Origin of the sequence: Micromonospora sp. RHAY321 (assembly GCF_023896955.1) — a bacterium.
In the GTDB taxonomy this organism is placed as follows: Bacteria; Actinomycetota; Actinomycetes; order Mycobacteriales; family Micromonosporaceae; genus Micromonospora.
In genome coordinates, this window is record NZ_JAMHIW010000003.1 from 90560 (window position 1) to 110202 (window position 19643).

At 73.8% G+C, this 19643-nt stretch carries 16 protein-coding genes; 8 read left to right on the forward strand and 8 right to left on the reverse strand.

Going from position 1 to position 19643, the window contains the following annotated elements; all coding sequences use genetic code 11:
• Positions 1-2: 2 nt before the first annotated feature.
• The 4 genes from M8C17_RS08420 to M8C17_RS08435 all read left to right on the forward strand — a co-directional run bounded on the left by M8C17_RS08420 (position 3) and on the right by M8C17_RS08435 (position 5270).
• The gene (locus M8C17_RS08420; RefSeq protein ID WP_252415848.1) at positions 3-1016 is read left to right on the forward strand and encodes a cytochrome d ubiquinol oxidase subunit II; all 1014 of its coding nucleotides are present in this window, start codon (positions 3-5) and stop codon (positions 1014-1016) included.
• Entirely contained in the window at positions 1013-2689 is a 1677-nt protein-coding gene (gene cydD / locus M8C17_RS08425) for a thiol reductant ABC exporter subunit CydD (protein ID WP_252415849.1), read from the forward strand. The genes M8C17_RS08420 and cydD overlap by 4 nt, the downstream gene beginning before the upstream one ends.
• The gene (gene cydC / locus M8C17_RS08430; protein ID WP_252415850.1) at positions 2686-4527 is read left to right on the forward strand and encodes a thiol reductant ABC exporter subunit CydC; all 1842 of its coding nucleotides are present in this window, start codon (positions 2686-2688) and stop codon (positions 4525-4527) included. Before cydD ends, cydC begins: the two co-directional genes overlap by 4 nt.
• 68 nt (positions 4528-4595) lie before the next feature.
• The gene (locus M8C17_RS08435) at positions 4596-5270 is read left to right on the forward strand and encodes a permease prefix domain 1-containing protein (protein ID WP_252415851.1); all 675 of its coding nucleotides are present in this window, start codon (positions 4596-4598) and stop codon (positions 5268-5270) included.
• Between the two features lie 13 nt (positions 5271-5283).
• On the opposite strand, the gene M8C17_RS08440 is transcribed toward M8C17_RS08435, so the two are convergent.
• A complete protein-coding gene (locus M8C17_RS08440) occupies positions 5284-5628 on the reverse strand; it encodes a PadR family transcriptional regulator (protein WP_252415852.1) in 345 nt (114 codons plus the stop codon).
• Positions 5629-5829: 201 nt separating this feature from the next.
• Here M8C17_RS08440 and M8C17_RS08445 point away from each other — a divergent pair, with 201 nt between their 5' ends.
• Both M8C17_RS08445 and M8C17_RS08450 read left to right on the forward strand, forming a co-directional pair.
• Entirely contained in the window at positions 5830-6798 is a 969-nt protein-coding gene (locus M8C17_RS08445; protein WP_252415853.1) for a DNA primase, read from the forward strand.
• A gap of 39 nt (positions 6799-6837) precedes the next feature.
• Positions 6838-9234, forward strand: a complete 2397-nt coding sequence (locus M8C17_RS08450) for a transposase (protein ID WP_252416321.1) — start codon at positions 6838-6840, stop codon at positions 9232-9234.
• A gap of 274 nt (positions 9235-9508) precedes the next feature.
• On the opposite strand, the gene M8C17_RS08455 is transcribed toward M8C17_RS08450, so the two are convergent.
• The 4 genes from M8C17_RS08455 to M8C17_RS08470 form a co-directional block, all read right to left on the reverse strand.
• A complete protein-coding gene (locus tag M8C17_RS08455) occupies positions 9509-10102 on the reverse strand; it encodes an ATP/GTP-binding protein (protein WP_252415854.1) in 594 nt (197 codons plus the stop codon).
• 1 nt (position 10103) lies between these two features.
• Positions 10104-10481 carry a DUF742 domain-containing protein gene (locus tag M8C17_RS08460; RefSeq protein WP_030329021.1) on the reverse strand — a complete coding sequence of 126 codons (378 nt, stop codon included), beginning with the start codon at positions 10479-10481 and terminating at the stop codon, positions 10104-10106.
• A 100-nt stretch (positions 10482-10581) separates the two neighbouring features.
• Complete coding sequence (locus M8C17_RS08465) at positions 10582-10986, reverse strand: roadblock/LC7 domain-containing protein (protein ID WP_007455462.1); 405 nt, start codon at positions 10984-10986, stop codon at positions 10582-10584.
• Positions 10983-14579 (reverse strand): nitrate- and nitrite sensing domain-containing protein, encoded by a 3597-nt coding sequence (locus tag M8C17_RS08470; protein ID WP_252415855.1) that lies wholly within the window; start codon positions 14577-14579, stop codon positions 10983-10985. The genes M8C17_RS08465 and M8C17_RS08470 overlap by 4 nt, the downstream gene beginning before the upstream one ends.
• A gap of 502 nt (positions 14580-15081) precedes the next feature.
• Here M8C17_RS08470 and M8C17_RS08475 point away from each other — a divergent pair.
• Positions 15082-15375 (forward strand): hypothetical protein, encoded by a 294-nt coding sequence (locus M8C17_RS08475; protein ID WP_252415856.1) that lies wholly within the window; start codon positions 15082-15084, stop codon positions 15373-15375.
• A 4-nt stretch (positions 15376-15379) separates the two neighbouring features.
• On the opposite strand, the gene M8C17_RS08480 is transcribed toward M8C17_RS08475, so the two are convergent.
• Positions 15380-16459, reverse strand: a complete 1080-nt coding sequence (locus tag M8C17_RS08480) for an adenosine deaminase (protein WP_252415857.1) — start codon at positions 16457-16459, stop codon at positions 15380-15382.
• Between the two features lie 149 nt (positions 16460-16608).
• Between M8C17_RS08480 and M8C17_RS08485 the strand changes: the two genes are divergently transcribed.
• A complete protein-coding gene (locus tag M8C17_RS08485) occupies positions 16609-17481 on the forward strand; it encodes a putative RNA methyltransferase (RefSeq protein WP_252415858.1) in 873 nt (290 codons plus the stop codon).
• Positions 17482-17483: 2 nt separating this feature from the next.
• On the opposite strand, the gene M8C17_RS08490 is transcribed toward M8C17_RS08485, so the two are convergent.
• Together M8C17_RS08490 and M8C17_RS08495 are read right to left on the reverse strand one after the other, a co-directional pair.
• On the reverse strand, positions 17484-18164 hold the full coding sequence (locus tag M8C17_RS08490; protein ID WP_252415859.1) for a DUF4272 domain-containing protein: 681 nt from the start codon (positions 18162-18164) through the stop codon (positions 17484-17486).
• 109 nt (positions 18165-18273) lie between these two features.
• Positions 18274-19557 carry a thymidine phosphorylase gene (locus M8C17_RS08495; protein ID WP_252415860.1) on the reverse strand — a complete coding sequence of 428 codons (1284 nt, stop codon included), beginning with the start codon at positions 19555-19557 and terminating at the stop codon, positions 18274-18276.
• Between the last annotated feature and the right edge of the window lie 86 nt (positions 19558-19643).

Here is a 19643-nt window from a genome sequence, read left to right on the forward strand (position 1 = left end):
AGATGACCGTGGACCTCGCCTGGTACGCCCTGCTCGGCCTCTTCTTCGGCGCCTACCTGGTGCTCGCCGGCTACGACTACGGCGTCGGGCTGCTGCTCGCCCGGGGCGGTGGCCCGGCCGGGCGGCGGGCGGCGCTCACCGCGCTCGGCCCGTTCTTCCTCGGCAACGAGGTCTGGCTGGTGGCCGCCGTGGGCATCCTCTTCGGCGCCTTCCCGATCCTGGAGGGCGAACTCCTCTCCGGCTGCTACCCGGCGGTCGCCGGCGCGCTGGCGGGGGTGGTCCTGGTGACCGCCGGGGTGCAGTTGCGCAGCCGACCGACCGACGAACGGATCCGGGCCCGTTGGGACCGCGTCGTGGTGGTCGGCAGCGTGCTCGCCGCGCTGGGCTGGGGTGTGCTGCTGGCCGCGCTGCTGCAGGGCGTACCCCGCCAGGCCGACGGTCACGTCGCCGGGGTGTCGCATCTGGCCACCCCGTTCGCGGCGGCCGCCGGGCTGGCCATGGTCGCCCTGATCGCGGTGCACGGTGCGACCTTCCTCACCCTGCGACTGCCGGCCGCCGACGCCGCCGTGGTCGGCCGGTCCGCCCGCCGCCTGGTGCCGGTGGCGCTCACCGCGGTCGCCCTGGCCACCGTCGTGGGCCTGCTCTCCGCCCGGGTACGCGAGTCGGTCCAACGGCCGGCGGTGGCCGTACTCCTGCCGGTGCTGCTGGTGGCGGCGCTGCTGGTCGCCCGCGCGGCGCTGGCCCGGCGCCGACCGGGGTGGGCTCTGGTCGCCACCGGCGCGGCCCTGGCGCTGCCGGTGGCGCTGGTCGGAGCGGCCCTCTGGCCCTACGTGCTGGTGTCCACGACCGACCCGGGTGCCTCCCTGACGGTCGCCGACGCGGCCGCCAGCGCACCGACGCTGCGGCTGCTGGGCTGGGTGGCGCTGCCGCTGCTGCCGGCCCTACTAGGCTTCCAGGCGATGTGCTGGTGGGTTTTCCGGGGACGGACCGACGGCAGGGCACCGGTGTACTGGTGAACCGCCGTCCCTTCGACCCGCGTCTGCTGCGCCGGGTCCCCGCGGCCCGGCGCGACCTTGCCGTGCTCGCGCTGCTCGGCGTCCTCGCCGCCGGGTTGATCGTGGCGCAGGCCACCGCGCTGGCCACGGTGCTGGCCGCCGCCTTCGACGGCCGGCTGGACCGGCCGGCGCTGGCCGGGTTCGTGCTCGCGGTCGCGGCGCGTTCCGTGCTGGTGTGGGCGCAGGGCACCGTCTCGGCGCGGGTCGCCGCGACGGTCAAGGCCGCGCTGCGGGCCGACCTGCTCGGCGCGGTGGGTCGGCACGGGCCGGGCTGGGTGGCCGGGCAGCGGGCCGGGCAGCTCGCCACCCTGGCCGGGCGTGGGCTCGACGCGCTGGACGCCTACTTCACCGGGTATCTGCCGCAGCTGGTGCTGAGCGTGACCGTGCCGCTCGCGGTGCTGGCCCGGGTCGTCTTCGCCGACTGGAGCTCGGCGGTGATCATCGCGCTGACCCTGCCGTTGATCCCGGTCTTCGGCGCACTGCTCGGCTGGCAGGCGCAGGCCGCCACCGAGCGGCAGTGGCGTCGCCTCTCCATGCTGGGCGGGCACTTCCTGGACATGGTCGCCGGGCTGCCCACGCTGCGCGCCTTCGGGCGGGCGCGGGCGCAGACCGAGGTGGTCCGGCGGATGGCCGACGGGCACCGGACGGCCACCATGAAGACGCTGCGGATCGCCTTCCTCTCCGCGCTCGTGCTGGAGCTGGTCGCCACCCTGTCGGTGGCCCTGGTCGCGGTGCCGGTCGGCATCCGGCTCCTCGGAGGAGGGCTGGCCCTGCAGACCGCGCTGCTGGTGCTGCTGCTCACCCCCGAGGCGTACCTCCCGCTGCGGGCCGCCGGCAGCCGCTTCCACGCCAGCATGGAGGGGCTCACCGCGCTGGACGAGGCGCTCACCGTCTCGGCCGCGCCCGCCGCACCCCGCGCGGCCGAGGGCGCGGCCACCCCGGACGGTCGCGGCGAGATCCGGTTCGAGTCGGTGACCGTGGCCTACGAGCGGACCACGGCGCTGCGCGACGTGACCCTGACCATCCGGCCCGGCGAGCGGATCGCCATCATCGGACCCAGCGGCGCCGGCAAGAGCACCCTGCTCGGCCTGCTGCTCGGCTTCGTGACGCCGACCGACGGCCGGATCACCGTGGACGGCGTCGACCTCGCCACCGCCGACCCGGACGCCTGGCGCCGGCAGGTGGCCTGGGTGCCGCAACGTGCCCACCTCTTCGCCGCCTCGCTGGCCGACAACATCCGGCTCGGCGCGCCGGACACCCCACCGCAGGCGCTCGCCGCCGCCGTGCACGACGCGGCCCTGGACGACGTGGTGGCCGGTCTGCCGGACGGGCTCGACACGCTGCTCGGCGAACGCGGGCACGGGCTCTCCAGCGGCCAGCGGCAGCGGGTGGCCCTGGCGCGGGCGTTCCTCCGGGACGCCCCGGTGGTGCTGCTCGACGAGCCCACCGCCCGACTCGACACCGCAGCCGAGGCGGTGGTGCTCGACGCCACCCGCCGGCTGGTCGCCGGGCGGACCTCGCTGCTGGTGGCGCACCGGCCGGCGCTGCTGGCCGACGCCGACCGGATCCTGCGCATCGAGGACGGCCGGGTCACCGAGCTGACCCCTGAGCCGACCGGGAAGGTGACCCGATGAGCGCGGCCCCCGAGCCGCTGGCGCCCGGGCCGGGCCCGCTGGACGCGGTCCCTGAGTCGCCGGCCGGCGACGCCCCCACCGGGCGACTGACCGCTGAGCGGGTGGTGCTGCGGCTGGCCCGGCCGTACCTGGGCCGGCTCGTCGGCGCGGGGCTGCTCGCCGCCGCCACCGAGTTCGCCGGGCTCGCCCTCATGGCCACCGCGACCTGGCTGCTGATGAGCGCCGCCGGCCGACCGCCGCTGGACCGGCTCACCGTGGCGATCGTCGCGGTCCGGGCGCTCGCCATCAGCCGGGGCGTGTTCCGCTACACCGAACGGCTCGCCGGGCACGACGCCGTACTGCGCATGATCACCGACGTCCGTGCCCGGGTCTTCGCGACCCTCGCCGCCCGTCGCACCGCCGGGCACCGCTCGGGGGACGTGCTGAGCAGGCTGGTCTCCGACGTCGAGGCGGTCCAGGACCTGCTGCTGCGGGTCCTGGTGCCGGCCTCGGCGGCGGCCGTGGTCGGGTTGTCGGCCGTGGTCGGGGCGGCGCTGATCTCACCGCCGGCCGCCGGTGTGCTCGCCATCGGCCTGCTCGTCGCCGGGTTGGCGCTGCCCGCGCTGGCCACCGCGGTCACCCGGCGCAGCGCGGCCGAGGTGGCCCCGCTGCGCGGCGCGCTGGCCACCGACGCGATCGACCTGACCCACGGTGCCGCCGACCTGGCCGCGTTCGGCGCCACCGACACCGCTCTGCGCGCCGCCGAGCAGCGGGCCGGGCGGCTGGCCCGGCTGGAACGCCGGTTGGCCGCCACCGGGTTCGCGGTGGACGCGGCCGGGGTGCTCGTCGCCGGGCTGACCGCCGCCGCGGTCGTGCTGACCGCGCTGGCCGCCGACGTGCCGGGGGTGCTGATCGGCGTGCTGGCCGTCGGCACGCTGGCGGCCGTCGAGGTGGCGCTGGCCCTGGTCGCCGCGGCCCGCCAGTGGACCCAGCTCCGGCCCGGCCTGACCCGGGTCGCCGCCCTGCTGGAGGCGGACACACCGCCACAGCCTGTCGAGCGCACGCCGGACACGGTCGACGGCGTGGACCTGGCCGGCCCGCACGAGCTGAGCTTCGTCGACGTGACCGTGCGGTACCGGGCCGGAGCCGCACCCGCCCTGGACCGGGTGAGCCTCGACCTGCCGCCCGGGCGGCGGATCGCCGTGGTCGGCCCGAGCGGCGCCGGCAAGAGCACCCTGGCCGCCGTGCTGACCGGCGCGGTCCGGCCCACGTCCGGCCGGGTCACCCTGGACGGCCGCGACCTGTCGGCGTACGCCGAGGACGAGCTACCCCGCGCCGTCGGTGGACTCCTCGCCGAGGCGTACGTCTTCCACGCCACGGTTCGCGAGAACCTGCTGCTCGGCCGTGCCACCGCCGGCGAGGAGGAGCTGACGGCCGCGACAGCCGCCGCCGGCCTGCTGGACTGGGTACACGCCCAGCCTGCGGGTTGGGACTCCCTGGTCGGTGAGGAGGGCGGCCAGCTCTCCGGCGGCCAGCGGCAACGGCTGGCGCTCGCCCGGGCACTGCTCGCCGCGCCGCCGGTGCTGGTGCTCGACGAGCCCACCGAAGGGCTGGACCCGAGCGCCGCGGACGCCGTGCTCGCCTCCGCCCTCGCCGCCACCCCCGCCGGGCACTCGGTGCTGCTGATCAGCCACCGACTCAGCGGGCTGGCCGAGCTGGACGAGATCGTCGTTCTCGACGCCGGCCGGGTGATCCAGCGCGGCCGGCACTCCGACCTGGTCGCCGCAACCGGTTGGTACCGGGACCAGTGGCTGCTCCAGGCGGCGGCCGAACGCGGGTACCTGGCACTCGCCCCCTGACCCGTCTCCGGGCTCGACCAGGGTTTTCCCGGACGTCGGCGCGCCCGCGTCCATGGCAGGGTGGTGTCATGCCGCACTGCGAGGACGTGTTGGTGGAGGAGCACCTCCGGGAGCTGGCCACCCGGTTGCAGGGGCCGGCGCGACTGAAGTCCGACCTGCTGACCGAGGCCCGGCACGGGCTGCTGGACGCCGTCGAGGCGTACCGGGAGGACGGGGTGCCGGCCACGGAGGCGCAACGGCGTGCGGTGGCGGAGTTCGGCTCACCGGCGCAGCTCGTCCCCTCCTGGCAGGCCGAGCTGGCGGTGGGTGCGCTGCGCGGGCTCTCGCTGCGGATGCTGGCGATCGCCGGGGTGCTGGTGGTGGCGGGCGACCTGACCTGGCACGGTGCGAGCTGGAGCGACGGCCCGCAGCCGCCCGCCGTCTACCGGCTGCTCTCCGCCTCGGTCGACTGGATCTGGATGGGGGCGCTGCTGCTCGCCGTGGCCGGCCTCGTGGTCGTGACGGTGAGCGCCCGCTCCGCGCGGCCGGGCCTGGCACTGGCGCAGCGCGTGGTCGGCGCCGGCCTGACCGGCATCCTGCTCCTCGGCATGCTGGCCGGCACCGCACTCTTCGCCTGGTCGATCGGGCTCTGGGACGCGGCGCTGACCTGGCCGCCGATGATCATCGGAGTGGTGCTGGCCGGCGCCGCCTACTTCTCGCTGGCCCGCGCGGCCCGCGGCTGGTTGCGGGCCACCGCCCGCTGACCGGGCGGGCGGCTCAGGCCGGGGTGCCGGGGGGTGGGCCGGCCGGGTCGAGGAACTGGCCGACCGTCGTGCGGAACTCGCGCCAACCGGCGCGCTCACCGGCCAGTGCCCGTCGGCCGTCGTCGGTGAGCTGGTACGTCCGCCGCTCCCGACCGTTGACCGTGCTCCAGGTGCTCGCCACGTGCCCGGCGCGCTCCAGCCGCCGCAGCGCCGGGTAGATGGTGCCGGTCGGCAGGTCGAGGTTGCCGTCGCTGCGCGCCCGCAGTGCCTCGATGATGGCGTAGCCGTGCAGCGCGCCCTGTTCGAGGACGGCGAGCAGCAGGGCGTCGAGGTGGCCGTGCAACTCCTGGGCCTTCATGCGTAGCAACGCTACTTGTCAGACGGCCGGTCCGCCACCGGCAGCCACCCGGACACGCCAGCGGTAACCTGCGGCTGTCAGCGGCGACCCGCAGGCCCGAGCCGGTGCACCGCCCGGCCATCGGGGTGCGGGCTCCGGCCACCCAGGGCCGCCGACTAGGGTATGTGCCCAGAGTCACTCGCCGGTCGGAGACGCCGGTGGGTGGGCAACCCGAAGCACACGGAGGTCAGCGTGGCCCGCCAGTCGCCCCAACGGCCCGACGCCGACGAGCCCGAGCTCGACGACACCACCGGCCCGGCCGAGCCAGACGACGCCGACGAGTCGGACGAGGCCGGCCGCGCGTCGGCGCCGACCGACCGGTCGCTCTGGGACGAGGTGCGGATCGACCCGGTGGAGATCGACCTGCCCGCCGGCACCGGCTTCACGCTGCGGGCCTACCGGCCGGCGGGGGCGCTGACCCCGACCGACGTGACCGAGCGCGACCAGGACGACCCGTTCCTCGCCCGCCGTCAGGTGGTCGAGGAGGAGGACGACGAGACCGTCGTCATCCTCGACGAGGAACTGGCCGAGGAGTTCGCCGACAGCGACGAGGAGGAGCCGTCGCGCCGTCGCCGCGACGGTGCCACGGACGCCGACGCGACCGCCGACGACGAGGACGAGGACGTCGCCGACGAGGCGGACGACGAGGAGGTGCCGGTCTTCCTCACCCACCGGGGCAAGCTGCTGCTGTTCAAGACCCCCGAGTCGTTGGTCAGTTTCATCCGATCCGGTGCGCCCAACGATCTGTCCCAACTGGACAGCTGGAATGAATTGGCCGAACGGGTGGAGCCGGCCGACATCGCGCCGCTCGACGAGGACACCTACGAGCTCGACCTCGTGGTGGAGAACCTGCGCGGCGGTCACGACACCTGGGACTCGACCCTCCTGATCAAGGCTGGCGAGGCCGCCCGTGACCTGTCGTACGCGTTGCGGCTGCCTGCGGTCCTGGACATGCTCTCCGCGGACTCCAGCCTGGACGACCTGGACGAGGCGCTGCGGGCCACCGTCAACGGCGGCATCGGCGGTTTCATGGGTCGACGGCGGCTGAAGAAAATCGGGGCACAAACCGCAAGTCTGGGTTGGCGCACCATTGTCGGCAAGATCTCTGCGGTCGTGGACTGGCGCGACTGACCCGTACCGGGGAGCATCAGTTGCTGGCAGAGGAAAGACCTGTCCCGGGAGGAGGACGACGCCGTGGCGCTCGTGCGCGTGTACTGCGGTCTGGCCTCGGCGGACCCGGCTGATCGACCGGCCTCGGCCGGTTCGACGCTGACGTCCGCTGTGGTCGACGACGCAGGCCGTCTGCTGCATGTCTGCGAGATCGGCGACGACGCGGCTGGTTACGCCCGGCTCGTCGCGCTGCTCGTGGAGCGGTCGGGCGGGCCGAGCGGTGCGGCCATCGCCGCCGACAGCGACGACCACACGGTCACCTCGCTGTTGAGCGCGGCGGGTCGACCCCTGGCGATCGCCGACGACGACTCGGTGGACGACTTCGCCGAGCGGTTCGCCGACGACGACTCCCTGGAGGAGATGCAGTCCCCGCCGGCGGAACGCCGGGCCGTCGGCCTCGCCCGCGCACTGCAGGCGGGTGCGCTCTCCGCGGTCACCCTGCCGGCACCCCGGGACCTGGCCGGCTACAAGCAGGTGCTCTCCGCGCACGCCGCGCTGGCCAGCGGTCGGCACTCCGCCGCCGTGGCGCTGCGCGAGGTGCTGCGCGAGCTGTACCCGGCGGCGCTACGGGCCTACCCGGATCCGGCTGAGCCGGTCTCGCTGGCCGTGCTGGACGCGCTGCCCGAGCCGGGCATGCTCGGCGGCACCGTCGCCCGGGGTCGTGAGGTCTCGGTCGCCGCCGACGCCATCGCCGCCCACCTCGCCGCCGACGGCGTGGCCGACGCCGAAGAAATCAACGAGGCCGTCACCGCCCTCCAGGTGGCCATCTCCGAGACGCCCCGCCGCGCCGCCGTGAACCGGGCACTCACCTCTGCGGTGGCCGAGACGGTCCGGCAGGCGGTCGCCTCCGTACGGGCCTGCGACGCCGGGTGCGAGGCTCTGGTCAGTGCGCTCAGCGCCCGGGTCAGCACCCCCGCGCCGGCGCCCGGCCGTCGCGCCGCCGCCCGTCGTGGCGAGTCGGTCGGCGAGCTTGCCGGCACGCCCACCAGCGGCACCGGGTTGCGAGCGGTCCGGCCGACCCCGGCCGCCGCCGAGCCCGCGCCCACCGGTGGCCGGCGCAGCCGTCCCGAGCCGGTTCCGGGGGGCGCCCCGCTGGCGTCGCCCCGCCCGCTCGGGCCGCCACCCGTCGCCCCGGCACCGGTCACGCCGCCTCCGGTCGCGCCCGCTCCGGTGGCCCCGGCCGCGCACGCCGGTCCGCCGGTGTCCGCCCCGCCCGGGCGCACCGAGTTCACCCAGAGCCGCATCGACGGTCCGACCAACCGACCGGTCTCCTCGCCGCCGCCCCCTCCGCCCGGGATCACCCCGATCGCACCGGCGCAGCGCGGCACGGTGCCACCGGCCGAGGCCGGCGAACCGTTCCGGCCGACGCTGACCACCGCCGCGATCAACAACGCGCGGGCCGAGCGGCAGCGCACGGTCATCCCACCGCGCCCCAAGACCAACGGCGATCTCCGATCGAGCCCTCTGCAACGCCCGGTCGTCGACGAGCCACCCACCGGCGGTTTCAGCGCCACCGATCTCAGCATCCCGGTGCCCACGCCCCGGCCCGGTCAGGAGTCCGCGCCGCCGGGTTCCCGGGCCAACTGGCCACTGGTCAACAACCCGGAGGACCCGGCCGAGAGCTCGCCCAACAACCCGGCCGCCTACTCGTACGGCGGCGGTCGTGGCATCGAGGCCCCGACCGACCCGGGCCGCGCCGACGGCCGCGTCACCCCGCCCTGGCTGGCGGACGACCTGCCGCAGGAGCCACCGATGCTGCGGTTGGTGGAGCCCCCACCGCTGGCCGACCGGGCGCTGCGCGAGGGGCTCAACCCGCCCGCGGACCCGCATCTGGAGACGCCACCGCTGCGGCTCGTCGACCGGGAGCAGGCCGCCCGCAACGGACGCCCGGCGGCCCGCGCCGAACGCGCCCCCGAGCACCGGCCCTCGCCTCCGGTCGAGCACCGGCCGCCGCCGGTCGCCGACGAGGGCGACGGTGACCTGCTGATCTTCGCGCAGGCCAAGTCGGCATGGTTCGTCGGGCAGCCCGAGGAGTCCGATCTGGACTGGTCGACCACGGCCGACACCGGGTGGCAGGCCGCCGAGCAGGCTGCCCGCCCGGCGGTGGGTGCCGAGACGACGGCCGGGCTGCCGAAGCGGGTGCCGCAGGCCAACCTGGTGCCGGGCTCTCCGTTGCGCGAGGAGCGTCCACTGCGGATAGTGCGTGACGCTGCGAGCCTCGCCGAGAACACCACCGGCTACTTCCGCGGCTGGCGCCGTGGGCAGGAGATCGGCGGCTTCGCGGTGGGCGGCCGCCCGGGTCGCGAGGCCGCCGGCGGCTGGGACTTCAGCCGCGACCACGGCGACCGCGACGACGACCGGGAGTACGAGTACCGGTCCGCCGGCTACCAGTCCTGACCACTCGCACCCACGCGGTTCCCGCCACCGTCGGCTGATTCATCGCTGGCAGCCCGGTGGCGGGAGCACACTACGGCGACGGGCGTCCCGGGGCGGAAACACACGCCCCGGACGCCGTCGCCGCGTCTGTTCAACGAAGAGATCCTGGAAGGATCCGGCCCCTCCCGGGGCGGGTTCGTTCCAGGATCTCGGCGGGTCGTACGCTGACCGGCCCTGGACAGCACTCAGCGCCCGGTGGCGGCTGAGGCCACCACCGGGCGCGGATCCGTCCCGGTCAGGCCGGGGCGACGGCGCGCGTACGGCGCATGGTGAGCACGTACTCGACCAGCGAGATCAGCACGTGCTTCGTCGACTCCCGGTTACGGGCGTCGCAGGCCACCACCGGCACGTCGCTCGAGATCGCCAGCGCGTCCCGGACGTCCTGCGGGTCGTGGTACTGCATCCCGTCGAAGCAGTTGATGGCCACCAGGTACGGCAGCCGCCGATGCTCGAAGAAGTCGATCGCCGCGAAGCAGTCAGCCAGCCGGCGAGTGTCCACCAGCACGACCGCACCGATGGCGCCCCGAACCAGTTCGTCCCACATGAACCAGAATCGGGTCTGACCCGGCGTACCGAACAGGTACAGGATCAGGTCACGGTCGATCGAGATCCGGCCGAAGTCCATGGCCACCGTGGTCGTCGTCTTGCCCGGCACCTGCCGGGTGTCGTCGACGCCCACGCCGGCGGAGGTCATGATGGCCTCGGTGGTCAGCGGCGTGATCTCCGAGACCGAGCCGACCAGCGTCGTTCTACCGACGCCGAATCCACCGGCGATAACGATCTTCGCCGACGTCACGCGCGCGCTCGGGTTCGGCGGGCGGTGCGACATGTCAGAGCCTGCGAAGTCCACTCAGCACCCTCTCCAGCAGTTCAGTGCCCACCGCGTCGTCGGAGTCGTCCAGGATGGTCGGCTCGTGGACCGCGACCAGGCCGTCCGTCGCCATGTCGGCGATGAGCACCCGGGCCACACCGAGCGGGAGCTGCATCCGCGCCGCGATCTCGGCGAGCGATTGCACGCGTCCGTCACACAGCGCGGCGATGTACTGGTGTTCGCGGCCCTGGCCGCCGTTGCCATTGGCAGCGGCCCGACCGCGCACCGTCGTCTCGACGAGCGCCTCCAGCGCGATGTCGAGCCGGGGACGGGTACGACCACGGGTCACGGCGTATGGACGGACCAACGCTCCGGTCGGTTCGTCACGATCGGCCATGTCGCCGCTCACCTCCTTCGTACCCCGTACCGGCTCCCACCGGTGAAACCCGTCGTTGTTGTCGTTGTGCAGTTGCGCCGACCTCACGATCGGCGACGCGTCAGCCCAGCATTCCCGCAGCCGCACGCGGCTGCGGAGTCAACGCGTCGCCCACCCGGTCGACCAGCAGCGCCATCTCGTAGCCGACCTGCCCGACGTCGGAACTGCGGGCGGCCAGCACGGCGAAGGACGAGCCGTCCGAGATGGACATCAGGAACAGGAAGCCATTGTCCATCTCGACGACGGTCTGCAGCACGGCGCCTCCCTCGAAGCAGCGAGCCGCCCCCTGGGTCAGGCTGACCAGACCGGACGCGATCGCGGCCAGCTGGTCGGCCCGGTCCCGCGGCAGATCCCGTGACGACGCGAGAAGCAGGCCGTCCGCCGAGACGGCGACCGCATGCGCGACACCGGGAACCCGGTCGGCGAAGTTGGCCAGCAGCCAACCAAGATCCTGCGTAGTTGTCATCCTTCTTGCTCCTTCTGCCCGCTCCCGGCCACCGGGCCTGAGCCAGACTGCGAGGATTGCTGCCCTCCCGGAGTCGCCTCCGGGCTGGTCGGGTTGTCCGAGGTGCTACGCCCCCGCTGTACGCCCCGGTGATAGGCGGAGAGCAGGCCACGGACCGCCTCCGGGGTACGGCGCTGGGCCGAGATGACGGGCTTTTCCACCGCTCCCGGCACCAGCTGCGCCATCGGCTTGCGCTTCGGCAGACCGGTCGTGGTGGTCTCGCTCACCGGCGCCGCGCTGGCCGCCGCCGAGGCGGCACGCCAGCCGTCGTCGGCAGCGGTCTGCCAGCCGTTGGTCTGCGGTTGGGGCCGGCGGTTCGGCAGGCTCTCGGCGAGGCTGGGGCGGGTGCCCCCGTTCGCTGTCGACCCGTTGTCCCGCGGCGCTCCTCCGGCCGTCGGAGTGTCTGCCATCGGTGCGTTACCTGTCGTCCCGGGTGGTGTCTTCTGGCCTGCCCGACCGCTGGCGTCGACCGTGGCGAACTGCTGGGTCGCGGTGCCACCGTTCGCTGCCGGCTGTGCGCCGGCCGCGGCCTCCTCCGGCCCCGGGCGGCGGGTACGGAACCAGGCCGACTCGAGCTCCCGGAAGATCGGCAGCTCCATCGTCTCGTCCGCGTACCGCTGCCGGTTCTGGGCCTGCGGCTGCTGCGGCGCGGGCCGGCTCTGGGCGGGTGCCGCCGGTGTCGGTGCCGCCGGGGTCGGTGCCGGCGGTTGGGGCGCGGCGGTCGACTGCTCGGGACGCGGCACCCGCGGCAGCTCCGTCGTCATGTCCAGGGCGGCGGCGAGCCGCTCGGGCACCGGCGGGGTCGCCGCGTCCCGGTCGCCACCCTGCACCGGCGGCCAGGCCGGCGGTGCGGGCGCGCTGGGCGCGGGTGCGGGCGGGGCCGATCGGGGTGCGAAACCGCTGAACGACTGCCCGGAGGCCGGCGGCGCCGAGTACGGCTGACCGGAGGCCGGGGTGGCCGAGACGGGCGACGCGGACACCGGAGGACCGGCGTACGGCTGCCCGGAGGCCGGGGCGGCGGACACCGGCGGACCGGCGTACGGCGCACCCGAGTAGGGCTGCCCGGAGTACGGCTGACCGGAGGCCGGCGAGGCGGAGACCGGCGCGCCGGAGTAGGGCTGGGCCGAGACCGGCGGCAGCGGCGGCGCGGAGACCGGCGGCGGCGAGTACGGGTGCGCCTCCGGGCTGCTGGGCAGCTGCCGCGGGATGTTCTGCTGCTGGCCGGTGTTCTGCGACTCGTCGCCGGAGCGGCGCTGCGGCAGCGGGTCGATCGGCTGGCCGTTGGCCGTACGCGGGGTGAACCCGTCGCCGCCGTTGGCCCCGGCCGCACCGGTCAGGTCCGACCAGGCCGGCATCGAGCGGTACGCACCGTTGTTGGCGGGCGTGCCGGCGCCGTTGCGGGAGGCCGGATCGAACGGGCGGCCGCCCAGGGTGACCTGGTTGCCGGACTCGCTGGGGCGGGGGCCGTTGCCCAGTGCGGGCAGTGCGCCGAAGGCCGGCGTGGGCCCACCGTGCTGCTGAGGTGCGCCGGCCGCGGGCAGCGCCGGCGGCTGCTGCACCCGACCGGAGAGCGCCCGGGGCACCAGCACCGAGGTCGGCAGGGTCACGTCGGCGACCGTGCCACGGTCACCACCGGGACGCAGCTCGACCCGGACCCCGTGCCGGGACGCCAGCCGGGCGACCACGACCAGGCCCATCATTCGGGACACGGCCACGTCCACCTGCGGCGGCGTGGCGAGCCGCTCGTTGAGCTCGTACAGCTGGTCGCGGCTGATGCCGATGCCGCGGTCCTCCACGTAGAGCGAGGCGCGGTCGCCGACGCGCCGGGCCTCCACCATCACCTGGGAGTCCGGCGGGGAGAACGCGGTGGCGTTGTCGAACAGCTCGGCGACGAGGTGCACCAGGTCGTTGACCGCGTGCGCGGCGACCTCGATGTCGCGGTCGATGACCCCGAACTCGATCCGGGTGTAGTGCTCGACCTCGGACTGCGCGGCGCGCAGCACGTCGATGAGTGCGGCCGGCTCGCGCTGCACACGGGTGGAGTCGGCACCGGCGAGCACCAGCAGGTTCTCGTCGTTACGGCGCATCCGGGTGGCCAGGTGGTCGAGCTGGAACAGCTCGGCCAGCCGGTCCGGGTCCTCCTCGCCGCGCTCCAACCGGTCGAGGTGACCGATGAGGCGGTCGACCAGGATCTGGGAGCGGCGGGCCAGGTTGACGAACATGGTCGCGACGGAGGCGCGCAGCGCCGCCTGCTCGGCGGCCGTCCGGACGGCTTCCAGGTGGACCGCGTTGAACGCCTCGGTCACCTGGCCGAACTCGTCCTTGCTGCGGACCGGCAGCGGCTCGGCGATCTGGTTGGCCAGCTGCACCGGGGAGAGCTGACCGACGACCTGCGGGTCGCGCAGCCGGGCCACCGCCTGCGGCAGACCGTACTGGGCGACGGAGAGGGCGCCCTGCCGCAGCTCACGCAGCGAGCGGGCCATCGAGCGGGCGACCAGGTAGGCGAAGAGGATGGCCAGCAGCAGCATGCTGAGCAGCAGGCCGGTCTCCAGGAACACCTGGCGCTGGACGTCCGAGCGCAGGTTGTCGGCCTCGGCGACCACGTCACGGTCGAGCTTCGTCTCGACCGTGCGGATCAGCTTGGCGTTGGCCGTCATGGCCGAGTCCCACTGGTCCGGGCCGAAGATCGCACCGCGCATGTCGCCGGTGGTGTTGCCGTCCATCCAGCCGATGTAGTTCTGCGCCTCGCGGCGGTCACCGCCGGCGATCGTCTGATCGTGGAACGCGGCCTCTTCGGGGGTGGCGACGGCCTTGAAGCTCTGCTCCGCCTGCTGCTGACCGGTGCCGCTGGCGATGTAGTCGGTGCGCAGCACCGGGGTCAGCTGCCTCTGGTCCAGCGCACGGTGCACGACGACCCGGCGTACGGAGAGGAACTCCTTCTCCCGCGCCACGGCGGCGGCGGCTCGCATCCGGTCGCTCAGCTCGTTGTTACCGGCGAGCTGGGTGGCCGACTCACGGATGGCGAGCAGGTTGTTGATCAGGCCCTCGTACGCCTGGACGGTCTCGGTGAGCTTGAGCTTGCTGCTGAACACCTGGCTGCGGGCGCCCGGGAGGTCCTTCAGGTCCTGGTCGATCTGGTCGAGCAGGCTCTCCAGGCTGGCCGGGAGATCCTCGATCTCGGCCCGCTGCTGCAGGTAGGGGCCCTTCGCCTGGTCGACCCGGGAGTTCACCCGGTTGTATGCCTCCTGGTACTGCGCCTTCGGCTGCGTCCCGTCGGCGGCCGACAGCAGCACGGCCGCCGTCCGCTCGTCCTGCAGCGTGTCGACCAGGTCACCCGAGTAGCTCGACAGGTTGGCCAGGTCGCCGGCCCGGTTGGCATTGTTCAGTGTCTCCAGGTGGTCGACCAGACCACTGGTGCCCACAACGACCGTGGCGATGGTCGGCACGATCATGATGAGACCGAGCTTGGACCAGATCGGCATGTCCCGGAGCCGGCTGGCCGGCCGGCGCAGCCGCGACAGGAAGGAGCCCGCCGTCTTTGGCCGTTTGCTCACGTCACCGCCCTCGCGATTACAGCTTCAACGCGTTGCCCCGGGCAACGCCCAGCGACCGACCCGGCGGGTCGGACCCCCGAGATTCCATCACGCCGCCCCGCAAGAAGAAAGCCCAGGTTGTCACCCGCCGGAGGTGTGATGAGATGTTGATACGATTTGATAGCAGTCCGTCTGGCCGGAGTAACTGAAGGTAATGAAACATCCGCACCGCGTTGTCCTGCTCGCCGGCCCTTCTGGCTCCGGAAAGTCCTACATAGCGCAGCAAACCGGTCTACCGGTGCTCTGCCTGGACGACTTCTACAAAGACGGCGATGACCCTACGTTGCCGCGTCGAAACGGCCAGGTGGATTGGGAATCACCCGACTCGTGGGACGCCCTGACCGCGGTGGAAACGATTGCCCGGCTGGCCCGCGAAGGTCGGGCGGATGTGCCGGTTTATGCGATCGGCGCAGATCGAAGGGTGGCCACCCGGCCATTTGATGTCGCCGGATCTCCAATTTTTGTGGCTGAAGGGATCTTCGCCGCCGAGATCGTGCAGGAGTGCCGGCGCCGTGGGCTGCTCGCCGGCGCGTACGCGCTGCGCCGCCCACGTGGGGCGACCTTCCTGCGCCGGCTGGCCCGCGACCTGTCCGAGCAGCGCAAGGCACCCCGGGTGCTGGTCCGTCGCGGGGTGGCGCTGCTGCGGTCGGAGCCCGCGGTGCTGCGCCGGCAGACCGGGCTGGGTGCGGAGGCGGCCCGCGCGCGGGAGGTGCTGCACCGGGTGGCCGGCCTGCTCGCCGGCCACCCGCACGGCTGACCGGTCAGGCCAGCAGCTTGGCGTACGCCGGCTTGATCACCTCATCGATGATCCGCAGCCGCTCGTCGAACGGGATGAAGGCGCTCTTTATCGCGTTGATGGTGAACCACTGCAGCTCCCGCCAGCCGTAGCCGAACGTCTCCACGAGCAGCGCCATCTCCCGGGACATCGAGGTGCCGCTCATCAACCGGTTGTCGGTGTTGACGGTCACCCGGAAGCGCAGGTCTCGCAGCAGGCCGATCGGATGGTCCGCGATCGAGTCCACCGCGCCGGTCTGCACGTTCGACGACGGGCACAGCTCCAGCGGGATCCGCTTGTCCCGGACGTACGCGGCCAGCCGCCCGAGCACCGGCACCCCGCCGGGGGTGATGTCGTCCACGATCCGCACCCCGTGGCCGAGCCGGTCCGCGCCGCACCACTGGATCGCCTGCCAGATGGACGGCAGGCCGAACGCCTCCCCGGCGTGGATGGTGAAGTGGAAGTTCTCCCGCTGGAGATATTCGAAGGCGTCCAGGTGCCGGGTGGGCGGGAAGCCGGCCTCGGCACCGGCGATGTCGAAGCCGACCACCCCGGCGTCCCGGTGCCGCACGGCCAGCTCGGCGATCTCCTGCGAGCGGGCCGCGTGCCGCATGGCGGTGAGCAGGGTGCCCACCCGGATGGTCAGCCCCGCCTCGACGGCCTGGGCGGTGCCCTCGGCGAAGCCGGCCAACACCGCCTCGACCACCTCGTCCAGGCTGAGGTCCTGTTCCAGGTGCTGCTCCGGGGCGAAGCGCACCTCGGCGTAGACCACCCCGTCGGCGGCCAGGTCCAGCGCGCACTCCCGGGCCACCCGCCGCAGCGCCGGCGCGGTCTGCATGACCGCCACGGTGTGCGCGAACGTCTCCAGGTAGCGCTCCAGGGAGCCGGAGTCGGCCGCGTCGACGAACCAGCGCCCGAGCGCCTCCGCGTCGGTGGTGGGCAGCTCGTGGCCCACCTCCGCAGCCAGCTCGACGATCGTCGCCGGCCGGAGCCCGCCGTCGAGGTGGTCGTGCAGCAGGGCCTTCGGGACCTTGACGATGTCCTCGTATCGGATAGTTGCGGCCATGCTCAGACCCTAGTCAGCCTCCGGCCGGCCCTGGGACGGGACCGCCCCGCTCTGGGTCGCCAGCCGTGGACGCGTTTCGATGATGTGTCAACCAAAAGGCTAGACTCGACGCATGGACGCACCCCGGCGGCACGACCCGGCGGCCTGACGTGGACCCACGCATCCTCGACCGGCTGCGCTGCCCGGTGTGCGGCGAGCTGCTGGCCGAGACGACCGCCGGCAGCGCCAGGGCGCTGCGCTGCCCACGCCGGCACAGCTTCGACATCGCCCGGCAGGGATACGTCAATCTGCTGGCCGGCCGCGCCCCGCACGCCGGCGACAGCGCCGAGATGGTGGCCGCCCGGGAGGACTTCCTCGCCGCCGGGCACTACGACCTGATCTCGGCCGCGCTCGCCGACGCCGCGGCACTGGCCGTGCACCGGGTCGCTGCGGTTCGGCCCGTCGACGCGTACCCCCTGGTGGTGGATGCCGGCGCCGGCACCGGCCGTTACCTCGGCGCGGTGTTGGCGGCGCTGCCGGACGCCGTGGGTCTGGCCCTGGACGTGTCCAAACCGGCGCTGCGCCGGGCGGCCCGCGCACATCCCCGGGCGGCCGCGGCGCTCGCCGACACCTGGCAGCGGCTGCCGCTCGCCGACGCCTCGACGGCCGTGCTGCTGAACGTCTTCGCCCCGCGCAACGGCCCGGAGTTCCACCGGGTGCTCGACCCGGCCGGCACGCTGCTCGTGGTCACACCCGCCGCCGACCACCTCACCGAGTTGGTGGACGCCCTCGACCTGCTCCGGGTGGACCCCGACAAGTCCGACCGGGTGGCCGGCAGCCTGGGCGCTCACTTCACCCCGGTCAGCTCGGCGGTGCACCGCGCGGAGCTGTCGCTGACCCGGCCGGAGGTCGCCACCCTGGTCGGGATGGGTCCCAGCGCCTGGCACACCGACCCGGCCACCCTGGCCACCCGCCTGGCCGCGCTGCCCGACCCGACCCGGGTGACCGTGGCGGTCCGGCTCGACGCCCACCGACCCCGCTGAGCTCAGGTGGAGAGGTCGACCTCTTCCCAACCGGGCGGCTCCTCGTGGTACGGCCCGCGCAGGATCACCGCCCACTCCAGCGCCCAGCGCCGCTGCCCGATCGCGTTCGCGTCGATGAGCCCCGGCACCGGTCGCCCGCTCCGCTCGGTCTCCAGGTACGCCCAGTCCAGGCAGTAGTGCAGGTCGAGCAGAGCGGCGGCGTCGGCGGGGTGCTGCGGCGCGGTGAGGATGCGGGACCGCCAGCGCGGAAACATCTCCCCCTCCGCGATGTGCGGCAGCCGCTCCATGAGCCGCTCGTCGACGGCGAGGGTCGGGTCGAGCTGCTTGGTCAGCCCCAGCACCCAGCACAGCGCGAAGAGCGCGTCGTGGTGCAGCACGAACGAGCGGTGGTCGCCCTTGCCACCCATCACGAACTGCCACTCCGGGGGCGTGACCATCTCGACCAGGTGTGAGCCGAGCAGCCAGCTCATCGCCGCCTGCGGGGGCATCCCGAAGCAGCGGGCCAGGATCAGGTGCAGCACGGCGATCCGTGCCTCGATCTCCCTCGTGGGGCGCAGCTCGATCTCGTCACCCGGCTCCCACACGAGTGGGAACTGGGCCGGCGGCAACGGCAGGCCGAGCCGGGACAGCTCGTCCAGGCTCGCCTCGCGCACCTCACGGGGGTCGGGGGCAGGTACGGTCACGGCGGATTCCTGTCTGCTCGCGACGGCTCAAGGCCGACTATCCCCCCTTGGCCTGCGACAATAGCGCTCCCAGGTGACCGGCACCACGCCACCCCGACCCCTCGCGCGGTCAGCCGATCCGTTCGATGACCAGCGGCGTCGCCGCCGGTGCCGTCGGCGCGATCAGTACCGCGCGGGCGGCCTCCGCCAGCGCCGCCGGGATCCGCGCCGGGTCCTCGGCGCGCAGCTCGTAGAGGGCGTCGCCGACCCGCACCGGGTCGCCCGGGCGCTTGTGCAGCACCACCCCCGCCGGCACGCTGACCGGGTCCTCCTTGCGGGCCCGGCCCGCGCCGAGCCGCCAGGCCGCAACCCCCATGGCGTACGCGTCGACGGCCGCGACGTGCCCGTCCTGCTCGGCGCGGACCACCTCGACCTCCGGCGCGGCCGGCATCGGTGCGTCCGGGTCACCGCCCTGCGCCCGGACCATCGCCCGCCAGGAATCCATCGCCCGGCCGTCGCGCAACGCCGCCGCCGGGTCGACGTCCGGCAGGCCGGCGGCGTCGAGCATCTCCCGGGCCAGGGCCAGCGTCAGCTCCACCACGTCGGCCGGCCCGCCACCGGCCAGCACCTCGACCGACTCGGTCACCTCGACGGCGTTGCCGATCGCCAGGCCGAGCGGGGTGGACATGTCGGTCAGCAGGGCGACCGTCCGGACGCCGTGCGCCCCGCCCAGCTCGACCATGGTGCGGGCCAGCTCGCGGGCCTGGTCGACGGACTTCATGAAGGCACCGGAACCGACCTTCACGTCGAGGACCAGCGCACCGGTGCCCTCGGCGATCTTCTTGCTCATGATCGAGCTGGCGATCAGTGGGATCGCCTCCACGGTGCCGGTCACGTCGCGCAGCGCGTACAGCTTGCGGTCGGCGGGGGCGAGCCCGGCGCCGGCCGCGCAGATGACGGCACCCACGTCGGCGAGCTGGGTGATGAACTCGTCGTTGGTCAGCGCGGCCCGCCAGCCGGGGATCGACTCCAGCTTGTCCAGCGTGCCGCCGGTGTGCCCGAGGCCGCGCCCGCTCAGCTGCGGCACGGCGGCGCCGCACGCCGCCACCAGCGGGGTGAGCGGCAGGGTGATCTTGTCGCCGACACCACCGGTGGAGTGCTTGTCGACCGTCGGACGACGCACCGCCGAGAGGTCCAGCCGCTCACCGCTGGCGATCATCGCGGCGGTCCACCGGGCGATCTCCGGAGCGGTCATTCCGTTGAGCAGGATCGCCATGGCCAGCGCCGACATCTGCTCGTCGGCGACCACCCCCCGGGTGTACGCGTCCACCACCCAGTCGATCTGCGCGTCCGACAGCACACCCCCGTCCCGCTTGGTACGGATGACGTCAACAGCAGCAAAACCACTACTCATCGAAAGATCTCTCTAGTCGTATCGAGATGCCGGGTCGCAACCGTGACCGATCTACGGCCAGACCCACGACGGCCGGGGCCGACCGC

Bases quoted from the DNA above. Each gene is read 5' to 3' on its own strand.
- M8C17_RS08420 (WP_252415848.1), top strand. From the start codon at position 3: ATGACCGTGGACCTCGCCTGGTACGCCCTGCTCGGCCTCTTCTTCGGC.
- cydC (WP_252415850.1), top strand. From the start codon at position 2,686: ATGAGCGCGGCCCCCGAGCCGCTGGCGCCCGGGCCGGGCCCGCTGGAC.
- M8C17_RS08435 (WP_252415851.1), top strand. From the start codon at position 4,596: ATGCCGCACTGCGAGGACGTGTTGGTGGAGGAGCACCTCCGGGAGCTG.
- M8C17_RS08440 (WP_252415852.1), bottom strand. From the start codon at position 5,628: ATGAAGGCCCAGGAGTTGCACGGCCACCTCGACGCCCTGCTGCTCGCC.
- M8C17_RS08455 (WP_252415854.1), bottom strand. From the start codon at position 10,102: ATGTCGCACCGCCCGCCGAACCCGAGCGCGCGCGTGACGTCGGCGAAG.
- M8C17_RS08460 (WP_030329021.1), bottom strand. From the start codon at position 10,481: ATGGCCGATCGTGACGAACCGACCGGAGCGTTGGTCCGTCCATACGCC.
- M8C17_RS08465 (WP_007455462.1), bottom strand. From the start codon at position 10,986: ATGACAACTACGCAGGATCTTGGTTGGCTGCTGGCCAACTTCGCCGAC.
- M8C17_RS08480 (WP_252415857.1), bottom strand. From the start codon at position 16,459: ATGGCCGCAACTATCCGATACGAGGACATCGTCAAGGTCCCGAAGGCC.
- M8C17_RS08495 (WP_252415860.1), bottom strand. From the start codon at position 19,557: ATGAGTAGTGGTTTTGCTGCTGTTGACGTCATCCGTACCAAGCGGGAC.